This is a genomic window from Deltaproteobacteria bacterium, from assembly GCA_021737785.1.
Taxonomy (GTDB): Bacteria; Desulfobacterota; DSM-4660; order Desulfatiglandales; family Desulfatiglandaceae; genus AUK324.
Genome location: JAIPDI010000005.1, coordinates 71,924 through 88,370 on the forward strand (window position 1 = coordinate 71,924; position 16,447 = coordinate 88,370).

The window sequence follows — 16,447 nt, forward strand, 5'->3', positions numbered from 1 at the left end:
TCTCAATGGCTGTATCGGCAGGCTTCTTGAACTTTCCAATCTTTCGTAATGAAACGTTCCCCCTGCCCTATCGCACCATAATACTTCTGGACTCCGTCAGCGAGCTTGCCCTCCATATCGGCTAATGAATTCAGGTTACCGATCCAGACCCTGTGTTGCGATTTTTTTATCTTTTCAAGCAGGATATCCAGCACAAGCCTGGCTATCATATTTTGTGTCGGTAAGATGTCGATAACACCATAGGGCTGATAGGTGACTCCACAAGCGGGAGGGCGTTTTGCAATCAAAGAATTACCCCATTCGGTGATTGCCCTGATGAAGGTACCATATGGATCCATCCCGCAAGAGAGGCATCCGCCAACCCCCATCGTTACCAGGGCATGTCCAACAATCCCATAAGGTTCGGTCCAACCGTACACGACCGGTGGAAAATCAGCATCTGCAATAGAAGCATGGTTCAAGGCGGACTCGGCATCCCAGTCCGCCACAGTCGAGACGATCACATCGCTTTTAAGCATGACAGGTGCATCATTGATATACACCTTCTGCCACGTCTTCGGCTCCGCTTGAATCTCAATCATTCCCGGAAAGTGTTTTTCAATATGTGTCTTTAATGCAGTAGCCTTATATTGCCCGGCTTCGGCCCCGCCCAAAAGATGCCTCCCAATATTATCCCAGGACAGAATTTCATGGTCGATCAGAACCAGTTTTCCCACACCGTTTTGGGACAAGATCATGGCAACCTGCGCTCCCAGAGATCCGCATCCGATGAAGCATACCTTAGCATGTTTGATCTCGTCTTTAAGCCCATTGCCTCCTCGCTCAAATATCCAACCTGAATCTATACGTTGAACCATTGCAGGCTCTGTCTTGCCATCAACTCCAAAAAAACGATTCTTAAGTTGAATAGTCCCTCCCGATTTTTTGCGAAATCCGTTGAATCTCGGATAGTTTCTCTTTTTAGGGGAGACCTGCCGAATAGGTTCATTGAGTTTTAAATAGCCTAACGCCGGTCCGTTGCCCGATTCAAAGCCGAAGATGAGATCCACATGACCCGGCTCGACGGGAACAAGACTGCGAAAGATGTCGAAACCCGCTTTACTTCTCTTCTGTACCAGTGACACGACATCCGAATTATTCCTCGGATACTCATCAGGCTTGAGCGAGGATTCCAGCCACAAGAAACCCGCATCCCGGAAGTCTTCCTCCCCCGGCTCCGATTTCCAACCCGCATCCTTCAGCCATTTTTTTGCTGCGGAGACGGAATCGCAGATCAAAACGGTTTCTTTTGATGAGACGCAATACACCATCCGTGATGGAGGGTCCGGCTGTCCAAAAAAGAGGACACTGAATTGTGCCCCATTCCTTTGATCGCACCAGTACTTCCAGTAACTTTGAAATTCAGAGGAAAAATCCTGTTCGTTCTGTCCTTTCAGGTTCTCCTGAATGAGATTTTCAGCCTCCCTCAGGTAATATTCAACGAGTCCGCTTCCTGTTTGGTGGACCAGAGAATCATCCTGCTGCCGGAGGCACAATAATCCCCCTTTTTCAAAATGCGGCCATTTAAGAAACCATTTTTTGTCGGCAAGGCCCACTCTGGGGGGAGAGAACGGAGTCAAACCGTCAAGAAGAATATTTACCCTGAAATCTTGATCCGATGTCCTGATCCGTGTCTGCCAGCCTGCTATGAAATCCGTGTCTTTGTAGCCTGCCAGGTCTCTTCCGGTCAGGGGCCTGACTTTCGGATCTTTTGAGATCAGAAAACAGGCCGTGGCCTCAATGGTTTCACGGGCTATCACGGGAAAGAGCCCCGCCATTTTACCCAAATCGACTCCCCCCTCTTTTCCGGACCGGCTCCCTGGGTTCCTTATCGGCTATGGTGATGGCCATTGCCGCGGAATTCTCCAGAAGATCCGAGAAGAACGAATGATTGAAAAACCCTTTCCAGGCCTTGAGTGCAGTCTGCCTAGTACACTGAGCATCGTGCAGGACTGAAAGATTATTCAGGGCCTGCTCCAGCCTTGTCTCCATCTCGTTAACGGACGCTTCTTTCCCTTCACTGATGAGGGTATTTTCAAGGACGGGGTGCTGAACATCCTTGCTCCAGAAAAGCCTTTCTTTGATTTTCTCTATGGTTTCATAAAGCGCCCGGTCATCCCGGTCCTTTGTGGAAATATAACACTCATCCACCAATTTTGAGATGATGAAACCTGTCGGCATATTCCAGGAGTCCCGACTTTTGGCCCAGAATTTCAACAAACGGACAATCCGCCGCATCTGTCGGCCGTTTGTCTCATCCGGGCTCTGGTCTATGACGGCATTGTTGAACCAGTTCGTAACCGCCTCCGGATCCGATTCAATCCAATCGTTCCCTGCAAGTTCGATTTTCGTTTCATCCCAATCATCTTCAAATTGTCTGTAGACGGGCATATCCACGTGGTGGCCCTCGTTATAATACACGCGGACACAGTTCTGCCTTACCTCCGAGGGCGTTTTGAAATGGCTGTCTTGAACGGCATCGCAGACCATTTTTCGGGCCTCAAAGGCCGTCTTATCACCACCTTGTGGTCCCTGAAGGTCCGCTTTCCCAAAGACCACGCCGACGTCAATGTCATAATCGTTCCTTGGATGCTGGTTGATGGTCCTCATGGCGTAAGACCCCTGGTTGATGTGACGTAAAGGCAATGGGTTTTCATTCTTCTTCAAGCCGGTTTCCACCCGCCCCTTATTGGCTTCTCTATAATCAGCAAGCTTGCTGACCTGGGCCGCTGAGAGCCTTACGTGTTTCCTGTAAAAATCCATTATCTCTGAAGAACAATCGTACATGATGCCTCCCTTTTTCATTGTGTTCAGATGAAATCCATCCTCCAAAAACATCAAGAAGCCCTTCAATGGGAAAATCAGGGCGTTTCCCTTGGAAGAACCGAAAGATTTGAAAAGATTTCTCTAATGGGGACCAATTCCCCAGGGTCGTCCCTCATCGCTTTGCTGTGAATGCGGTCAGCGTCGGCCTCCGCAAGGGATAGCAATGTGCGGACCGCGACTTCATCTGCCCTGTCCAGGCCAATGGCACTGTAATGTTCCGGTGATTTTTTGGGCTCTTCCAGGCGCATGACTTTGATATTGCGGCCTGCCCGTTTAAGATATCCGGCCAGCATACGGGCCATAAATCCATAGCCAGACGATTGTGCAGACATGGCCATTTCTAGGATGCCTATGCCCACCTTCCATTCCTTGAGCCCCCAATCGGCGTTTTTCAAAAGATTCGGGTCCCCTGTGGGCTGGTCGCAGGTCCCCGCGGAAACCAGTTCAATCGGGGTATTCTCCCCGGTCATCCCCAGCGCCTCTATCAGGCCGACCATGACGGGATTGTTGGCCCAAAGTCCACCGTCCACGAAATGCTGGACATTGTGAGAGTCATCAGGGTTTAGAACACGGGCCAGCGGGAAGAAAATCGGCGCCGCGGTACTCGCCAGACATACATCCACCAGTCTATAACGATCATCACGGTGTTTGCCTTCCAGGTGGCTGGTCTTGATCACGCGGGCCTGGTGATTGATGGCCTTCACCGCAGGGATACAAAGGGCAATGTGCCTTTTTTCGTAGACATCCTGTATGGTCATTTCTCCAAAGGTCCCCTCCAAAGCCTCTCGAAATGCTTCAACGACCGCAGCAGGTTTTTTCCGATACCGGAAACACCACCTGAGGACACCTTTTCTTTTTGGTGAAGGATCAGGGAAGATTTCGAGGCCTTTTCGGATATAAAAATCACGGATCTTTCCCAGAGGGACACCCGCTGCCAGGCCGCAGGCCAAGATGGCGCCCGTGCTCGTACCACATATCAGTTGGAAGGCGTTCCCGATATCCGGTTCCTCTTCTCCAAATCGCACGTCAAATCGCCGGGAAAGGGTGGAGAACAAAGAGGCGGTGTAAAGCCCCCTCATGCCACCTCCGTCGATGCAGAGAACTCGGAAAGGCGTGTTTGCGTTTTCTTGGGAAAAGGCAGGTTGCTCGAACATAATGCTAATCCTTAAATAAATTATTTTTTGTTTTGAGAAGGCTACTAACACTTAATAGCAAGCGGCATGCCATTGAAATGAAACAACGCCATACCTCTTGAAACTCAAGAGAAATTGGCTTTACAATCTTTTAATATCAAATGGTTAGGTCTTACGCTCAAGAAGAATGGAAACGAAAAAGAGTAGTATATTATTTAAAAGGAAAGAAAATAATAATAAAATTGTTTGCCATGTTATAAATTTTATTATGGTTCTATGGGTTCTGAGTACATGGGGCTTACTTAGTGCCTACTTAGTGCCTGGTGGACTGCTTAGCACTTAGTCCCTGCTCAGTCCCTACTTAGTCCCTTGGTGCAGCGCTCAGCTCTCCGGCTTTCGCGGCCCCCTGTTTGAGGCTGAGATCGGAAGGCAAGTCGTATTTCAAGAAAGGGAATATTCGGAGGGGCCACTCATTTTATATCAACGTGGAGCGGAAACCGCTGTGGTAGAATTTCTCATTTCCCTGGACGACTCTGGCTCCACTCTGGCTGTAACTCTGCCATCACTCTGCCTTGACTCTGCCCTGACTCTGCCCTGACTCTGCCCTTGCCTTGTCATGAATTTGTATCGTTTAACTCACACCAGTAATATGTCTTGGATTTGTAGTGAGACCGGCTATCCCTTTGATAAATCACTTTTGATCGAAGCCATCAGTTTCTATGGCCAAAAAGCACATTGAACAGGCTAGCCCGTAAGATGCCGATTCCCATTCCCTGTGGTTTATGAAATTGCGGATGGAATTTACTTGATCTATCAATAAGGAGGAATGTCGTGACACCTTCTTTCCGACTCTAATCTTAATACGGTTTCATCGTCGCGCAATGCTAGTGCAACCCAATTGCTGCTGATGAATGAGAACATCCTATATTCAATAGGATTCCATTTGGAAGAACCGGGCGGATAATGACAGACTTTCACCTGAAGACCAAAGCGATTGCAGAATCCCATGTGCAGCTGATGTTTCCACATACGGGTGCGGTAGCCATTGCTCCCGCCGCAATCGGCGAGGATGAGTAGGCGGTCGGCATTTGGATAGTGGTTCGATCCCGCGCGTGACCACCAGGTACGCATAGAATCAACGGCAAATTCAAAGGTATCACGTGTGGTACTTATGTTGTTAGAAAGGTTATGTTGTGTATATTTAGTTGATTTTATTCTGACAAAAAATATTGAAAATCCATTTTATTCTTCTAATTTCCTTTTAATTATCGTCCTTTCCATATAAAATAGGTCCACAACCAAACGCCATAATCAGTGGCCGAACAGCCTGATGTGGTAGTAAAACAAAATTCTTCCGGCAGCTATATAAAAGCATATGGGGTAGATTGTATGGAACCAGGATGCCACACAAGAAGCAATAGATCTGCCCTGAGCGTATTGTTCCAGGGTCGTCTTTTCCGTTGTGAACCAGTACCGGAGGAGTGTTCACAGAGGTCAATAATTATGTTGTGGCAATTTTTCTGTGGTTAATCAAAATCTTTTGTAACCTATTGAGATGGATATGAAATTACGATATCTCATGCCCTCCCCGAGTTTACTCTTACTTTCAACAGGTTCTGGATGCCGGATCGAGTCCGGCATGACGGTTTTAGGACTTTTTACGAAACCATCAAGGTTTACTCGAATCGAAAAGTTTATGTTTTTCAACAAGCTGCCCACAGTGTTGGCCGAAACTCGAATACCTGAGCGCTTCAGCTTTTGGGCAATTTTCAATGTGGTTTTCCGCGTCCATTTGCATCCACTGACAGGCTCTCCAGCGGTCTCGTGTTCCATTATCGCTGCAATCGCCTCTATGATCTCCGGCGCCTTTTTTCCGATTGGATCATAATTTAGCTTTAACTCTTCCGTTTTGTTGGATAATTTAAAAATCTGATATCTTTAAACAAACCCAAACATAACGACGAAATAACTCGCAAAGATTAGAGTACATGGGTTGATATGCATCCGATAGAATAGCTGCTGAGGAGTTTTCTCGCCTCTTCCGGTTTCTGGTAGTTGACATAGGCGTCACGACATCTATGCGTGTTTTCATCAAGGAAATCCAAACCTCGATCTACATCGAGGGCAATTTGGTCTGTCAGGATAAACCTCTGATGAGGCAAGGTCGGCCGGGGCAATGACTCATCATAAAAATGCACTTCGACCGCTGTCTTGGATAAAGGCCCCTTCTTGAATGAGCGAATCTCCTCTATTACGAAGTTTATCCCATGACCTTTGGGTTGACCCATATGAAAGATGATTCTGCAATTCCCTGGATCGAGTAAGACGCCGCCCAACCAACCCATGAGCTGCCTGATGGTATAGCGAAAATTTTGCGTAAGGTTCTTATTGCCGCAAACGCGGTCACAGATGTGAACCGTTTCGGCATGTTTAAGGGCTTTTGCGAAATGGAATTCCACAAAACCTGCCTCGTCCATTTCACCCTTACTACAGGTCTTTCCGTAGACGGCAAGGTCTGAACGTCTCGGCTCAAATGCCGTTTGCTGATAGGAACGCCGCGTTGCGATTTCAATCCCTTCCGGCGCGGAACGATTACTTTCAGATGCGATCACCAATATAAGATCCAAAAGAATCGTTTTCGCTTGCTCAAAAACACAGCCGAGATCCGACTGCTCACCCATATAATCAGGAGAGATACTATACAGAAATCGTTTACGTTTTTTAAACCGGACCAAGATCTTTTTGACGTTACTACGGGTCATGGTTTCCGGCCAAATCTCCAGTTTTTCTTTTACGGACTCACCCCAGCGGTCGTCTTCAAAAACGGCGAGGAAACAATTCTGGAGGAGTCCGCTCAGGACCGCTAAAAGATGTTGAGCTGCGTCTTCCCCGTCTTCCGCGGCCTCTTCAAACATCTCTGGTTGGAGGAAAACATAAAAGTACATGGTCAGAAAAGCTCCTCAAAATCCTCTTCGAAAAATCCACCAGGCCATTCTTTAACCAAATCACCTCTCTTATTTAATGGCATTTCGTGAATAATGCTACGAGATCCAACCGGTTCGACGAATAAAACCATAACATCCTCAGGACGGACAGATGGAAGCCCATTCGGCAGTTTACCTGAGGTGGTTTCACGCATCCGTCGCATAACCCGCAAGAGCAGATGCTCACTGTGGGTTTCCAGCAGAAAGGTGTTGTCGTTGCCTGCCAGGGCGGACTCGATGAACACGTCTCCAAGCTCGGCCTGAAGAGCCGGGTGAAGGTGTATCTCCGGCTGCTCGATGGCTATGATCTTTTCCCGGGAGGCATAGGCCGAGACTAAAATGGGCAGGACCTGGCTTATGCCGATACCGACATCGCGCTGAGAAACTTGTGTATCTGTGCGGCGGTCCAGAAGGACCAGTTCCTGGATGCTTGCGAGGTTTGTTTCTTTCTTCTTGATCTCGTCTAGGGCGGAGTAAAGTGTTCCAAACAGATCTCCATAAACCCCTTCTTCGGTATTGCCGCCGAGTCTGTCATGGTCTCCGTCAACATGGGCCCGTTCGATTTGCTCAACGATTTCTTGATAATCAGTATCCAAGTCATCTATGGTCAGAAGGTTTTTGATAGAAAGTTCATAAGGGGTGCTAAGTTTTTTAGTGTCACAGAGCCAGGAGTTGACCTTGTCGCGAACTTCCTTGTTGCGGCGGACAACGTCCCAGGCATAACCACCCCCGGCATACCAGTTGATGTCTTCATGCTCGGCAAAAGCGAAGTGCCGGGCCGGGTAGGAGCGAAGCGGTCCCAGGTACTGGAGTCGGTTGATCTCCAAGCGGAGCACGCTGTTCAACTTCTCAATAAGTTCGTCAAGCGTGCGCGGGAGAAAAATGCGAAGGGCTTTTGCAAGGTCCTCCTGCCGGTAACCTTTGCTGACAGGGAAAAATCCCGGCGGCTTTGTTGAATCACCTTCTTCCTCCCGACTGCGGTCCTTGAGCCCCTTTGGAAAGAATGCACCCATGGAAGCGCGCAGACCGGCGATGATACCCTCAATCGGTTTCTCCAGGGCAGAGAGGTCTTCTTCTGATACTGTCCCGGTGGTTGTATGGATTTCAATGAGGGCGCTGATGATACGCCGAAGCACGGGGTGCTTATATGGCAAGAGATCAAGGGCCATCTGATTACCCGGCCTTCTGCTCATGCGGAGCAAAGTGCTGCCGTCACTCTCAAGTTCATAGGAAATGACATGGGGCACGGCGCCTGGCAGAGGCTCGTCCTGGTCGTCAAGGGGCATGCCTGTGGTGATGTTTACGGTGATTTCGCCTACCGGTTTCAGAAGTTCCTTGAGCCTCCCGGTAAATTTCTTCGTTCTCAGAGTCATGCCCCATTCCATTCGGCGATTGGCCTGACGGCGATGAATGTACTGTCGGAAACCGCCCAGATCAATGGAACTGCCACCCAGGTCGGTGCGGAAAAGATCCAGTTCACCAGTGCGCATGGCCTCATGGGCCAGGGCCAGGCTGTGGATGATGCTGGACTTGCCGGCACTGTTGGCCCCGAAGATCAGAGTGATTGGCTTGATCGGGATGTTCTGGGCTTCAGCAAAGGCCTTAAAGTTCCCAAGGCGAAGAGCTGTGATCATTTTTCTTTCTCCTATACGGCCAATGCCTTGGCCTGGACTTCCATTTCCTGTAGGAGTTCTTTCATGTGCGCTTTACGCCAGGAGGCGGTGAGTTCGCCGGTGAAGGCGCGGTGTAAAATTGAGTTGAAGAGAATTTCCTGCCTTGCACAGCATGTTCTCATCCTTTCTCGATTCGTATCCAATTGGGTTAGGACTGCTGAAAATTTCTGTTGCAAAGGCAATGGCGGACACAGAACCGATAAAATAGAATATTCTTTCCCATTAATGTTTGGTTGCCCACCAACCCGCTTTCGAGCAGCAACCCAACTCTTGTAATAGTTTGTCTGAGTGAGTGCGAATAAAAAAGCAGGTTCCATCTTCTTAGTGTCTGGCTTGAACCGAATCAAATAACCAGCATAAGCGCAAAGACCGTCTTTATTCCGATAGAGGTATGTCTTGCCAACCGTATTACCACTTCGTGCAAATAACAAATCTCCTTTGACCAATTGGTATTGTTCCCAATTTTCGAGACTAAGTGAAACGACTCCATTTGGAGAAAGTTGACCATTTTCTAATATGTCAGTAATACGCACATATCTTGGCTTGCCTTCTTTCCATTCAACTGCGCTTGCATTAGCTCCATATTCTGGCTTATCAATGCAGACCTTAATTAGTGGCTTTTGCGGCCATCTCATTGGATTCGTGGTGGGATCGCCAAACATCTTGATGAACAAGACGGGGAGGATGCGCTCGGCTTTTTTGTCCGCCTCGACGCGCAGTTTGCGCAACCGCTCCGCCTGGTCGAGGATCTCCACAATCCGCTGTTGCTCTGATGGAGGAGGAAGGGTTAATACTAAATTAGCAATATCCTTTCTGGTTATTCCTTTTATCGTTGCCCCCCGCTGTGCAGAAAGAAGTGTGGCCATTTTATTCTTAATTGCAGCAACAACATAATTTGTATCAATGCCATTTTTAAGAATAATTCCTGTTATATCCTGGCTGACAGCAGTGTCTTCTTGAGCGATAGCGATTTTCCCCACACCTGTACGGGTAACCATGATAATCGAACCTTTCGGTACGATATTAGTCGCGCTGTTATTTAGTGCATCTTGATTTATATGGCGCCTTCCAAGAATGATTTCTCCGTCAGTAAAATCAGCACCGGTAATCCATGGAATATCCCCACTCCAATAAGGTTCAACTTTGGTATTGGGCGTTCCTCCACTTATGAATTTTTCAGCGAGGTTTGAGAGTTTGAACTCAGGCCACTTCATACTACCGCCTCCACGTCTTTGAGCAGCTTCTCCAGCCCTTCCGTAATATCCTGCTCAATCGCAAGCACATCCTTGATCAGATCTGCTGGGTTTTCGTCTGGCACATCTTCTGCGATCTGCGGCTTGTAATGGCTGACGCTAAGATTATACTCGGCTGCTTCGATCAGATCGTATTCGGCCCACCAGCATTTCGGCTCGTCCGAACCGGGCGGCAACATACCATTAGCTTTTTCACCTGGCAGTTTCTGAAAACTAGACTCCTTATACTCACCCCAAGCCGCAAGCAGGCCGGGGATTTCATTCTTCCCAGGGGTCTCGAGCCGGCCGCCGCCCTGGATTTTGTCCGGGTCGTAGCCGTCGTTCTTCAACTCGTAGAACCAAACCTTACTGGTTGCAGCCTGCCCCTTTTTTGGCTCGGCTACCGGTTTCCGGAAAACCAGCACTGAGGTCTTAACCCCGGCATAGGGCTTGAACACCCCGGCCGGAAGGGACACCACGGCCATCATTTCAAAATCATTTACCAGCTTTTTACGTAAATCCTTGTGCGCGCCTGTGGAGCCGAAAAGCGCCCCTTCCGGCACCACGACTGCGCAGCGCCCGCCAGGAGCCAGAGACTCCATCATCAGGGCCAGAAAAAGCAATTCGCTTTTTTTAGAACTGGTAGGCAGATCGTGACGGATGGAATCCTTGGGCAGCACTCCGGCAAAGGGCGGATTAGAGAGTATCACCTTATAGCGTCGGTTCAGGTCCTCCTCTGTAAGACCACCCATTTCGGAAAGGACATTCGCCCTTTTCAGCCTTGCCTTGCCGATGCCGTGCAGAACCAGGTTCATCATAGAGATCCGCATCATTTGCCGGGAAACATCGGTGCCGTAGATGGAGGCCTCCAGCAGCCCCCAGTCCGGGATCTTTTCACCGGCCCCTTTTCGGTAGGTCTGGAGGTTGGGCATCTCCTTTCTCACCTCGGCCAGAGTCTGCTTTCTCTTCTCCAGCCAGTCCTCACCGTAGATCGGCAGTTCCTGAGGGGTTTCGCTGTATTTGGCCAGCAGGTAATCCACCGTGTCGATCAGAAAACCGGCGGTGCCGCAGGCCGGGTCAAAAATCGTATCTCCAATATCCGGATCGGTCATGGCCACCATGAAGGCCCGGATTTGCTTGGGGGTCCGGAACTGGCCGTTCAGGGCGGACTGGCCGAGATGGGTCAGCAGGTATTCAAAGATGTCGCCTTTGACATCCGGCCCCAGTTTGCGAAAATCAATGGTATCCAGCTCATCCACCACCTGCTTCAAAACATTGGGGTCCATGATCTCAAGGACCGCGTCCCGGAAATACTCAGCCACCTGGGGCTCGTCCTTGACCAGGGAGGCCATGTAGGGAAAAACCTCGTCGCGGATAAAGTCGCGCAGCTTGTTTCCGCTGTAAAATCGCCACTTCATCCAGCGGAAGCGTTCCGCCTGGTCGGGAAAGAGCAGCTTGCCGTTGCCGGCCTTGAGGCGGGCACGCAGTTCGCGGTTGTTCTCCTCCTCATCAAGGAGTTTCAGATAAATGAGATAGGATATCTGCTCAATGTAAGTGACCGGGTTGGTCACCCCGCCCGCCCAAAGGATATCGGTGATGCGGCTGAGCTTTCGTCTTATTTCCTGGTCCATGTTTTTCTTTCCTTATGTGTTTGCCGCCTTGCTGAAAACGCTTTTGTTGAGATCATCCACTATTTCCTGTAAACCCTGCTCGCCGAACAGCTCGATTCCGATACCTGCGGCATTGAGAATGGAAAGCGGCGGCTTGAACAGGTCGTCCAGCTGCACCTTGCCGGTGGCAATGCCGCGGTTCTTGAGCAGGGAGAGATACTCGGCCTGTTCCGGGGCCAGGGATTTTGCCACCAGCCAGGCCCGGAAAAGTTCTTCGAGTTTTTCGTCACGGCCCTGAATTTTGAGAAGACCAAGGGCGGCCTTGATAAAATCGATCAGGTTTCCCATTGGATTTTTATATGCCCTGCGAAGGTTTTCCTCATTAAAGTAAAGCTTAGGGTTGTTGAGCCGGTTGGACAGCTCCTCTTCCTCATCATCGGAGAGCGGTTCGTCTTTTTTCACCTTCTCTATGATCGGGTCATCGGCGCTCATTTCCCAGATGGTCTTTTCCCAGGTGGTCTGGTATTCCTTCTTGTCGATTCTTTCGCCTTCCGGACCGACCTCGACATAACTGAGCGCTTCGAGCCACTCATCATCAACGCCAAGTTCGACAAGCTCCTTGGGTTCCGGTTTGCCGCCGGAGCCGCCCGGCGCCGTGCCCCCCTTGGCGCCACCGGTAAAGACATCGGCATCCGAATCATTCCAACGCTTATGGTTGTTAAAAAAATCATAGATGATGAATTTCTTTTTTTCTATGTGCGGAGCGGTGCGGGTACCCCTGCCTCGCATTTGCTGGTAGAGAATGGGGCTCATCACCCGGCGGCACATGACGAGGTGAAGGATTTCCCGGCAGTCAAATCCGGTGTCGAGCATACCGACACTGACCGCCACCATGGGGTATGTCTCCTTCTTGAACCGGCGGATCAGGGCGTCGGGATCAGCTACATCCGATGTGATCACCACGGCGTAATTGCCCTTGTGCTCAGGGTGGAGTTCATTGAGGTATTGGGCCAGGCGGGCGGCATGGTGCTTGGTGATGGCAAAGACCACCACCTTGCCGGGGCCGACCTTCTGGCCCGGGGCAAGTTCCTGATAAGACTCCCAGGCTAAGCGGTCAAACTCCTCTATCATCAACCGGTTGGTCTTTTCATTGGTCCATTGATGCTCGAATTTGGCCGGATCATAATGCTCCTCGTCAACGTCCACTCCTTCAGCGATCACCTCGGTAATGCCTGTGGCAAACTTGTATGGAGATAGAAAACCGGCGGCAAAGGCATCCTGTATCCGGTAAGAGAAATCAGGCTGGCCGGCCTTGCAGTGATAAAATTCGTAGGTGTTGCGGTCGATGTAGCTAGCCGGTGTGGCGGTAAGGCCGATATGCAGGGCGTCAAAGCGGGTCAGTGACGCCTGCCAGGCCCCATATATGGAACGGTGACTTTCATCCATGATCACCACGTCGAAATAGCCGCTGGTGTATTCATGGGTTCGGTTTATCATGGTCTGCAGGAGGCAGACGGTGATCTGCTTTTCCTGGCGGATCATGCCGGGTTTCAGCCAGTAACTGCCATATTGACCGCCGAGAAGATCCTGGATCGTCTCAAGGGCCTGTTTTGCGAGTTGCTCCCTGTCAACCAGGAAGAGGATACGCTCAGCCCATCCCGCCTCAATAAGTCTTTTTATGTAAAGGGCGGTCAGGTCGGTTTTCCCGGTACCGGTGGGCAGTTCCATTAGAAAGCGCCGTTTACCAAGCTCAAGGGCCTGGTCAAGCGCCCGCATGGCTTCCTGTTGGTAAGGCCGAAAGGTGCGGGTCTCGCCCTGGCGAATGTAATAATCGGGGATCTCCACCGTAGCCAGGGGTTTTCGGTTCTTGCGGGATTCAACCAATCGCTCCATGTCCCGCCGTGAATAAAAAGAGGCGACAATTCTGGCATCGTCGTTCTGATAGTCCCAGAAATAGATCAAGTCGCCGTTGGTCAGAAAGATGAAAGGTGCGCTAAGCTCCTGGGCATAGGGCAGGGCCTGCTGTTTGGCCACATAAGGATTGATGGCGTTCTTCTTGGCCTCGATGACTGCCAACGCGCGACCTTTGCTGTCCCGCAGCACATAATCAGCCCGACCGGAAATATGCTTTTTTACCTCGTCTGGTTTTTCTTTGTGACCATAATGTCCCATGGACTCTGCAACCTTCAAACCGGCAAAAAAACTTTCGTCGGCCTGCTGAATATAAAACTCAGTCAGCACTTGGGACTTGTCTGAAGGATCCCATCTGGCCTCCTTGAGCAAGTCATCTATGAGTATCCTGGCGTCAGCTTCTGTGGTCTGTGTGCTCATTGTTTCACCCTTCATGCCGGCATGTAAAAGCAACGACCGTGCCAAACTTATTCAAGCCCGTATCTTCTGAGCCAATTGGCCAGGGTCTGATAGCTGGGCAGCCCCAGTATTTTCGCGGTTTTTGTTTTATTGCCATGTTTTTCTGAAAGCCCTCTTTCAAGATAATGGACCGCCACTGTTTTTATGATTTCCGGGAGATTGATTCCACCCGACAGCGGCTGGTTGAGAATGCGCTCCATTTCCTTGCCGGCTGCGGGAACAGGGAGCAGCGCCTCCCGTATATCCTCTTCTTCAAGGTCTTCTCCCACCGACCAGACTGCTGCCCTGGTCAAGGTATTCTGCAGTTCCCGGACATTGCCCGGCCAGGAGTGCTGAAGCAGGAGATTTCTTGCTGAAGCGGAAAATTTCTTGCGCTTATAGCCTGGCTCGTTGCGGCCTTCCTTGTTGATCTGCTCCAGGAGCTGATCAAACAACAGGCTGACGTCTCCTGCTCTTTCACGAAGGGGGGGCAGTTTGATTACAGCCACGGCAAGACGATAGAAGAGATCTTCCCGAAATGAGCCTTCCGCGACCTCCTCTATAAGATTTCTATTGGTTGCAGCAATGATTCTTATATCCACCGGCCGGACTTGAGTTGCGCCGATCCGTCTCACTTCACCTTCCTCTACAGTACGAAGCAGCTTGACCTGCATTTCCTTGGGCAAATCACCGATCTCATCTAAGAAAATGGTCCCCGTGTGGGCTGCTTCAAAATGGCCTGCCCGCGTGGCCACAGCACCTGTGAAGGCCCCTTTTTCGTGGCCGAACAACTCGGATTCAACCAGTTCCTTGGGTATTGCACCGCAGTTGATGGCAATAAAGGGTTTGCCTTTGCGGGGGCTGGCGTCGTGAATGGCGCGGGCAAACAGCTCCTTGCCGGTGCCGGACTCCCCTTCGATCAGCACGGGAATAGATCGGGGTGCAATACGTCTCGCCTTGAGCACGAGCCGCTGCATCACCTCGCTGCGGTGAATAATGTTGTCAAACTCCGGAGCAACCGCAGGTAGCCCGGCCGCCAGACGCTTCAGGGTCTGATCCGGCTTCCTGAACAGGTCCGGGATAAAGTCGGCTGAAATGTCAAAGGGCACGGAGGCTGTGAGGACGCCGTGCTCCTTTGAGGATTCAATCAGTTCTGCCGGGAAGCGGGTCTTGGCCAGGATGATCCAGACGGCGGCCATGGCCGGTGTGCCCGGGCTCAGATGGAAGGTCAGAGACGCGTCCTTTCCGTGCCGGGAGAGGATGTCCGTTACCACCCTTGAGGCCGCTTCGTATATTTCTCCGAATCGGGTGGGACCGGTTAGTTTCTCTGGGCGAAGGACAATCTTTGTCTCTGTGAGCGAACCGAGCCATTGGACATAGTGGTCAGTCTCCTCGGGAGTTAGATCGCTGATAAGGCAGATCTCATCGAATGCCCTTGCCGTGGCCGCCTGACCGATAGGGCCTAAACCATCCTTTTCAGATCCTTTGGATGCCCGGATATCCGTGAATCCGATCCAGCTTGTCAGAATCTCTTCCATGGCCTCCTTGATACAAAATTCTTTGTAATATTGCAAGGATTCTTATAATGGAGCATCGATGGTTGGACGGCCTTATTATTATGCCCAGGTATTCAGCAGGACATGTTTAAGAGCAGGCCTATGTAAAAGTTACAGAAAAAGCGGGGTGCTGATGTAGCGTTCTCCGGTGCTGGGAAGGATGGTCACGATGGTTTTTTGGGCGTTCTCTGGCCTTGCGGCGACCTGAAGGGCGGCCCAGACCGCCGCACCTGAGGATATTCCGCACAGGATGCCTTCTTTTCGGGCCATTGCTCTCGCCACCTCAAAGGCATCTTCGTTGGTCACCGTAATAATTTCATCGATGATCCGGGTATTCAGCACGTCCGGCACGAAGCCTGCCCCGATTCCCTGTATCTTGTGGGCCCCGGGCTGACCGCCCGAGAGAACCGGCGAGTCGTGCGGTTCCACTGCAACCGCCTTGAAGGAGGGTTTCCGGTCCTTTATCACCTCTGATACGCCTGTGATGGTCCCCCCGGTACCGACCCCGGCCACCAGGATGTCCACCGCCCCCCGGGTGTCCTCCCAGATCTCCTCGGCCGTTGTTTTTCGATGGATCTCCGGATTCGCAGGATTTGAGAACTGGTCGGGCATATACGCGCCAGAAGTGTCTTCGAGCATCTCACGGGCCTTCTGGATGGCACCCTTCATCCCTTCTGCGCCGGGCGTCAGGACCAGTTCGGCGCCCAGGTGCTTCAAGAGTTTCTGCCGCTCCCGGCTCATGGTATCCGGCATGGTCAAGACGAGCCGGTAGCCCCTGACCGCGCATACAAACGCCAGGGCGATCCCCGTATTGCCGCTCGTCGGCTCGACAATCAGCGTGTCCGGCCGGATCCGTCCGTCTCGTTCCCCGGCCTCGATCATGGCCAGACCGATACGGTCTTTTACGCTTCCCAAGGGATTCTTGAACTCCAGTTTGGCCAGGAGGGTCGCCGCGGTTCCTTCGGATATTTTGTTGAGTTTCACCAGGGGAACGGAACCGATGGTACGGGTAATATCCGGGAAAATTCCACTCATGATTTCAGCC

General features: G+C 50.9%; 12 protein-coding genes. All 12 read right to left on the minus strand.

The genetic code is table 11. The features are described 5' to 3' along the window. Positions 1-2: 2 nt before the first annotated feature. On the minus strand, positions 3-1,826 hold the full coding sequence (locus tag K9N21_04395; protein ID MCF8143141.1) for a ThiF family adenylyltransferase: 1,824 nt from the start codon (positions 1,824-1,826) through the stop codon (positions 3-5). Next, positions 1,819-2,844: a nucleotidyltransferase gene (locus K9N21_04400; GenBank protein ID MCF8143142.1), complete on the minus strand. Its 1,026-nt coding sequence runs from the start codon at positions 2,842-2,844 to the stop codon at positions 1,819-1,821. Before K9N21_04400 ends, K9N21_04395 begins: the two co-directional genes overlap by 8 nt. 56 nt (positions 2,845-2,900) lie before the next feature. Then, entirely contained in the window at positions 2,901-3,944 is a 1,044-nt protein-coding gene (locus tag K9N21_04405; protein ID MCF8143143.1) for a patatin-like phospholipase family protein, read from the minus strand. Between the two features lie 867 nt (positions 3,945-4,811). Beyond that, the gene (locus tag K9N21_04410) at positions 4,812-5,228 is read right to left on the minus strand and encodes a hypothetical protein (GenBank protein MCF8143144.1); all 417 of its coding nucleotides are present in this window, start codon (positions 5,226-5,228) and stop codon (positions 4,812-4,814) included. A 300-nt stretch (positions 5,229-5,528) separates the two neighbouring features. Then, positions 5,529-5,831: a hypothetical protein gene (locus K9N21_04415; GenBank protein ID MCF8143145.1), complete on the minus strand. Its 303-nt coding sequence runs from the start codon at positions 5,829-5,831 to the stop codon at positions 5,529-5,531. Positions 5,832-5,977: 146 nt separating this feature from the next. Then, complete coding sequence (locus tag K9N21_04420) at positions 5,978-6,943, minus strand: hypothetical protein (GenBank protein ID MCF8143146.1); 966 nt, start codon at positions 6,941-6,943, stop codon at positions 5,978-5,980. A 2-nt stretch (positions 6,944-6,945) separates the two neighbouring features. Further along, positions 6,946-8,616, minus strand: coding sequence for an AAA family ATPase (locus tag K9N21_04425; protein ID MCF8143147.1), 1,671 nt, complete (start codon positions 8,614-8,616; stop codon positions 6,946-6,948). A gap of 11 nt (positions 8,617-8,627) precedes the next feature. After that, positions 8,628-9,869 (minus strand): restriction endonuclease subunit S, encoded by a 1,242-nt coding sequence (locus K9N21_04430; protein ID MCF8143148.1) that lies wholly within the window; start codon positions 9,867-9,869, stop codon positions 8,628-8,630. After that, the gene (locus K9N21_04435; protein ID MCF8143149.1) at positions 9,866-11,518 is read right to left on the minus strand and encodes a type I restriction-modification system subunit M; all 1,653 of its coding nucleotides are present in this window, start codon (positions 11,516-11,518) and stop codon (positions 9,866-9,868) included. The genes K9N21_04430 and K9N21_04435 overlap by 4 nt, the downstream gene beginning before the upstream one ends. A gap of 12 nt (positions 11,519-11,530) precedes the next feature. Next, complete coding sequence (locus K9N21_04440) at positions 11,531-13,828, minus strand: DEAD/DEAH box helicase family protein (GenBank protein ID MCF8143150.1); 2,298 nt, start codon at positions 13,826-13,828, stop codon at positions 11,531-11,533. Between the two features lie 47 nt (positions 13,829-13,875). Further along, positions 13,876-15,384 carry a sigma 54-interacting transcriptional regulator gene (locus K9N21_04445; GenBank protein MCF8143151.1) on the minus strand — a complete coding sequence of 503 codons (1,509 nt, stop codon included), beginning with the start codon at positions 15,382-15,384 and terminating at the stop codon, positions 13,876-13,878. Positions 15,385-15,513: 129 nt separating this feature from the next. Further along, positions 15,514-16,437 (minus strand): cysteine synthase A, encoded by a 924-nt coding sequence (gene cysK, locus K9N21_04450; protein ID MCF8143152.1) that lies wholly within the window; start codon positions 16,435-16,437, stop codon positions 15,514-15,516. Between the last annotated feature and the right edge of the window lie 10 nt (positions 16,438-16,447).

Bases quoted from the DNA above. Each gene is read 5' to 3' on its own strand.
- K9N21_04400 (MCF8143142.1), bottom strand. From the start codon at position 2,844: ATGAAAAAGGGAGGCATCATGTACGATTGTTCTTCAGAGATAATGGAT.
- K9N21_04405 (MCF8143143.1), bottom strand. From the start codon at position 3,944: ATGAGGGGGCTTTACACCGCCTCTTTGTTCTCCACCCTTTCCCGGCGA.
- K9N21_04415 (MCF8143145.1), bottom strand. From the start codon at position 5,831: ATGGAACACGAGACCGCTGGAGAGCCTGTCAGTGGATGCAAATGGACG.
- K9N21_04420 (MCF8143146.1), bottom strand. From the start codon at position 6,943: ATGTACTTTTATGTTTTCCTCCAACCAGAGATGTTTGAAGAGGCCGCG.
- K9N21_04425 (MCF8143147.1), bottom strand. From the start codon at position 8,616: ATGATCACAGCTCTTCGCCTTGGGAACTTTAAGGCCTTTGCTGAAGCC.
- K9N21_04430 (MCF8143148.1), bottom strand. From the start codon at position 9,869: ATGAAGTGGCCTGAGTTCAAACTCTCAAACCTCGCTGAAAAATTCATA.
- K9N21_04435 (MCF8143149.1), bottom strand. From the start codon at position 11,518: ATGGACCAGGAAATAAGACGAAAGCTCAGCCGCATCACCGATATCCTT.
- K9N21_04440 (MCF8143150.1), bottom strand. From the start codon at position 13,828: ATGAGCACACAGACCACAGAAGCTGACGCCAGGATACTCATAGATGAC.
- K9N21_04445 (MCF8143151.1), bottom strand. From the start codon at position 15,384: ATGGAAGAGATTCTGACAAGCTGGATCGGATTCACGGATATCCGGGCA.
- cysK (MCF8143152.1), bottom strand. From the start codon at position 16,437: ATGAGTGGAATTTTCCCGGATATTACCCGTACCATCGGTTCCGTTCCC.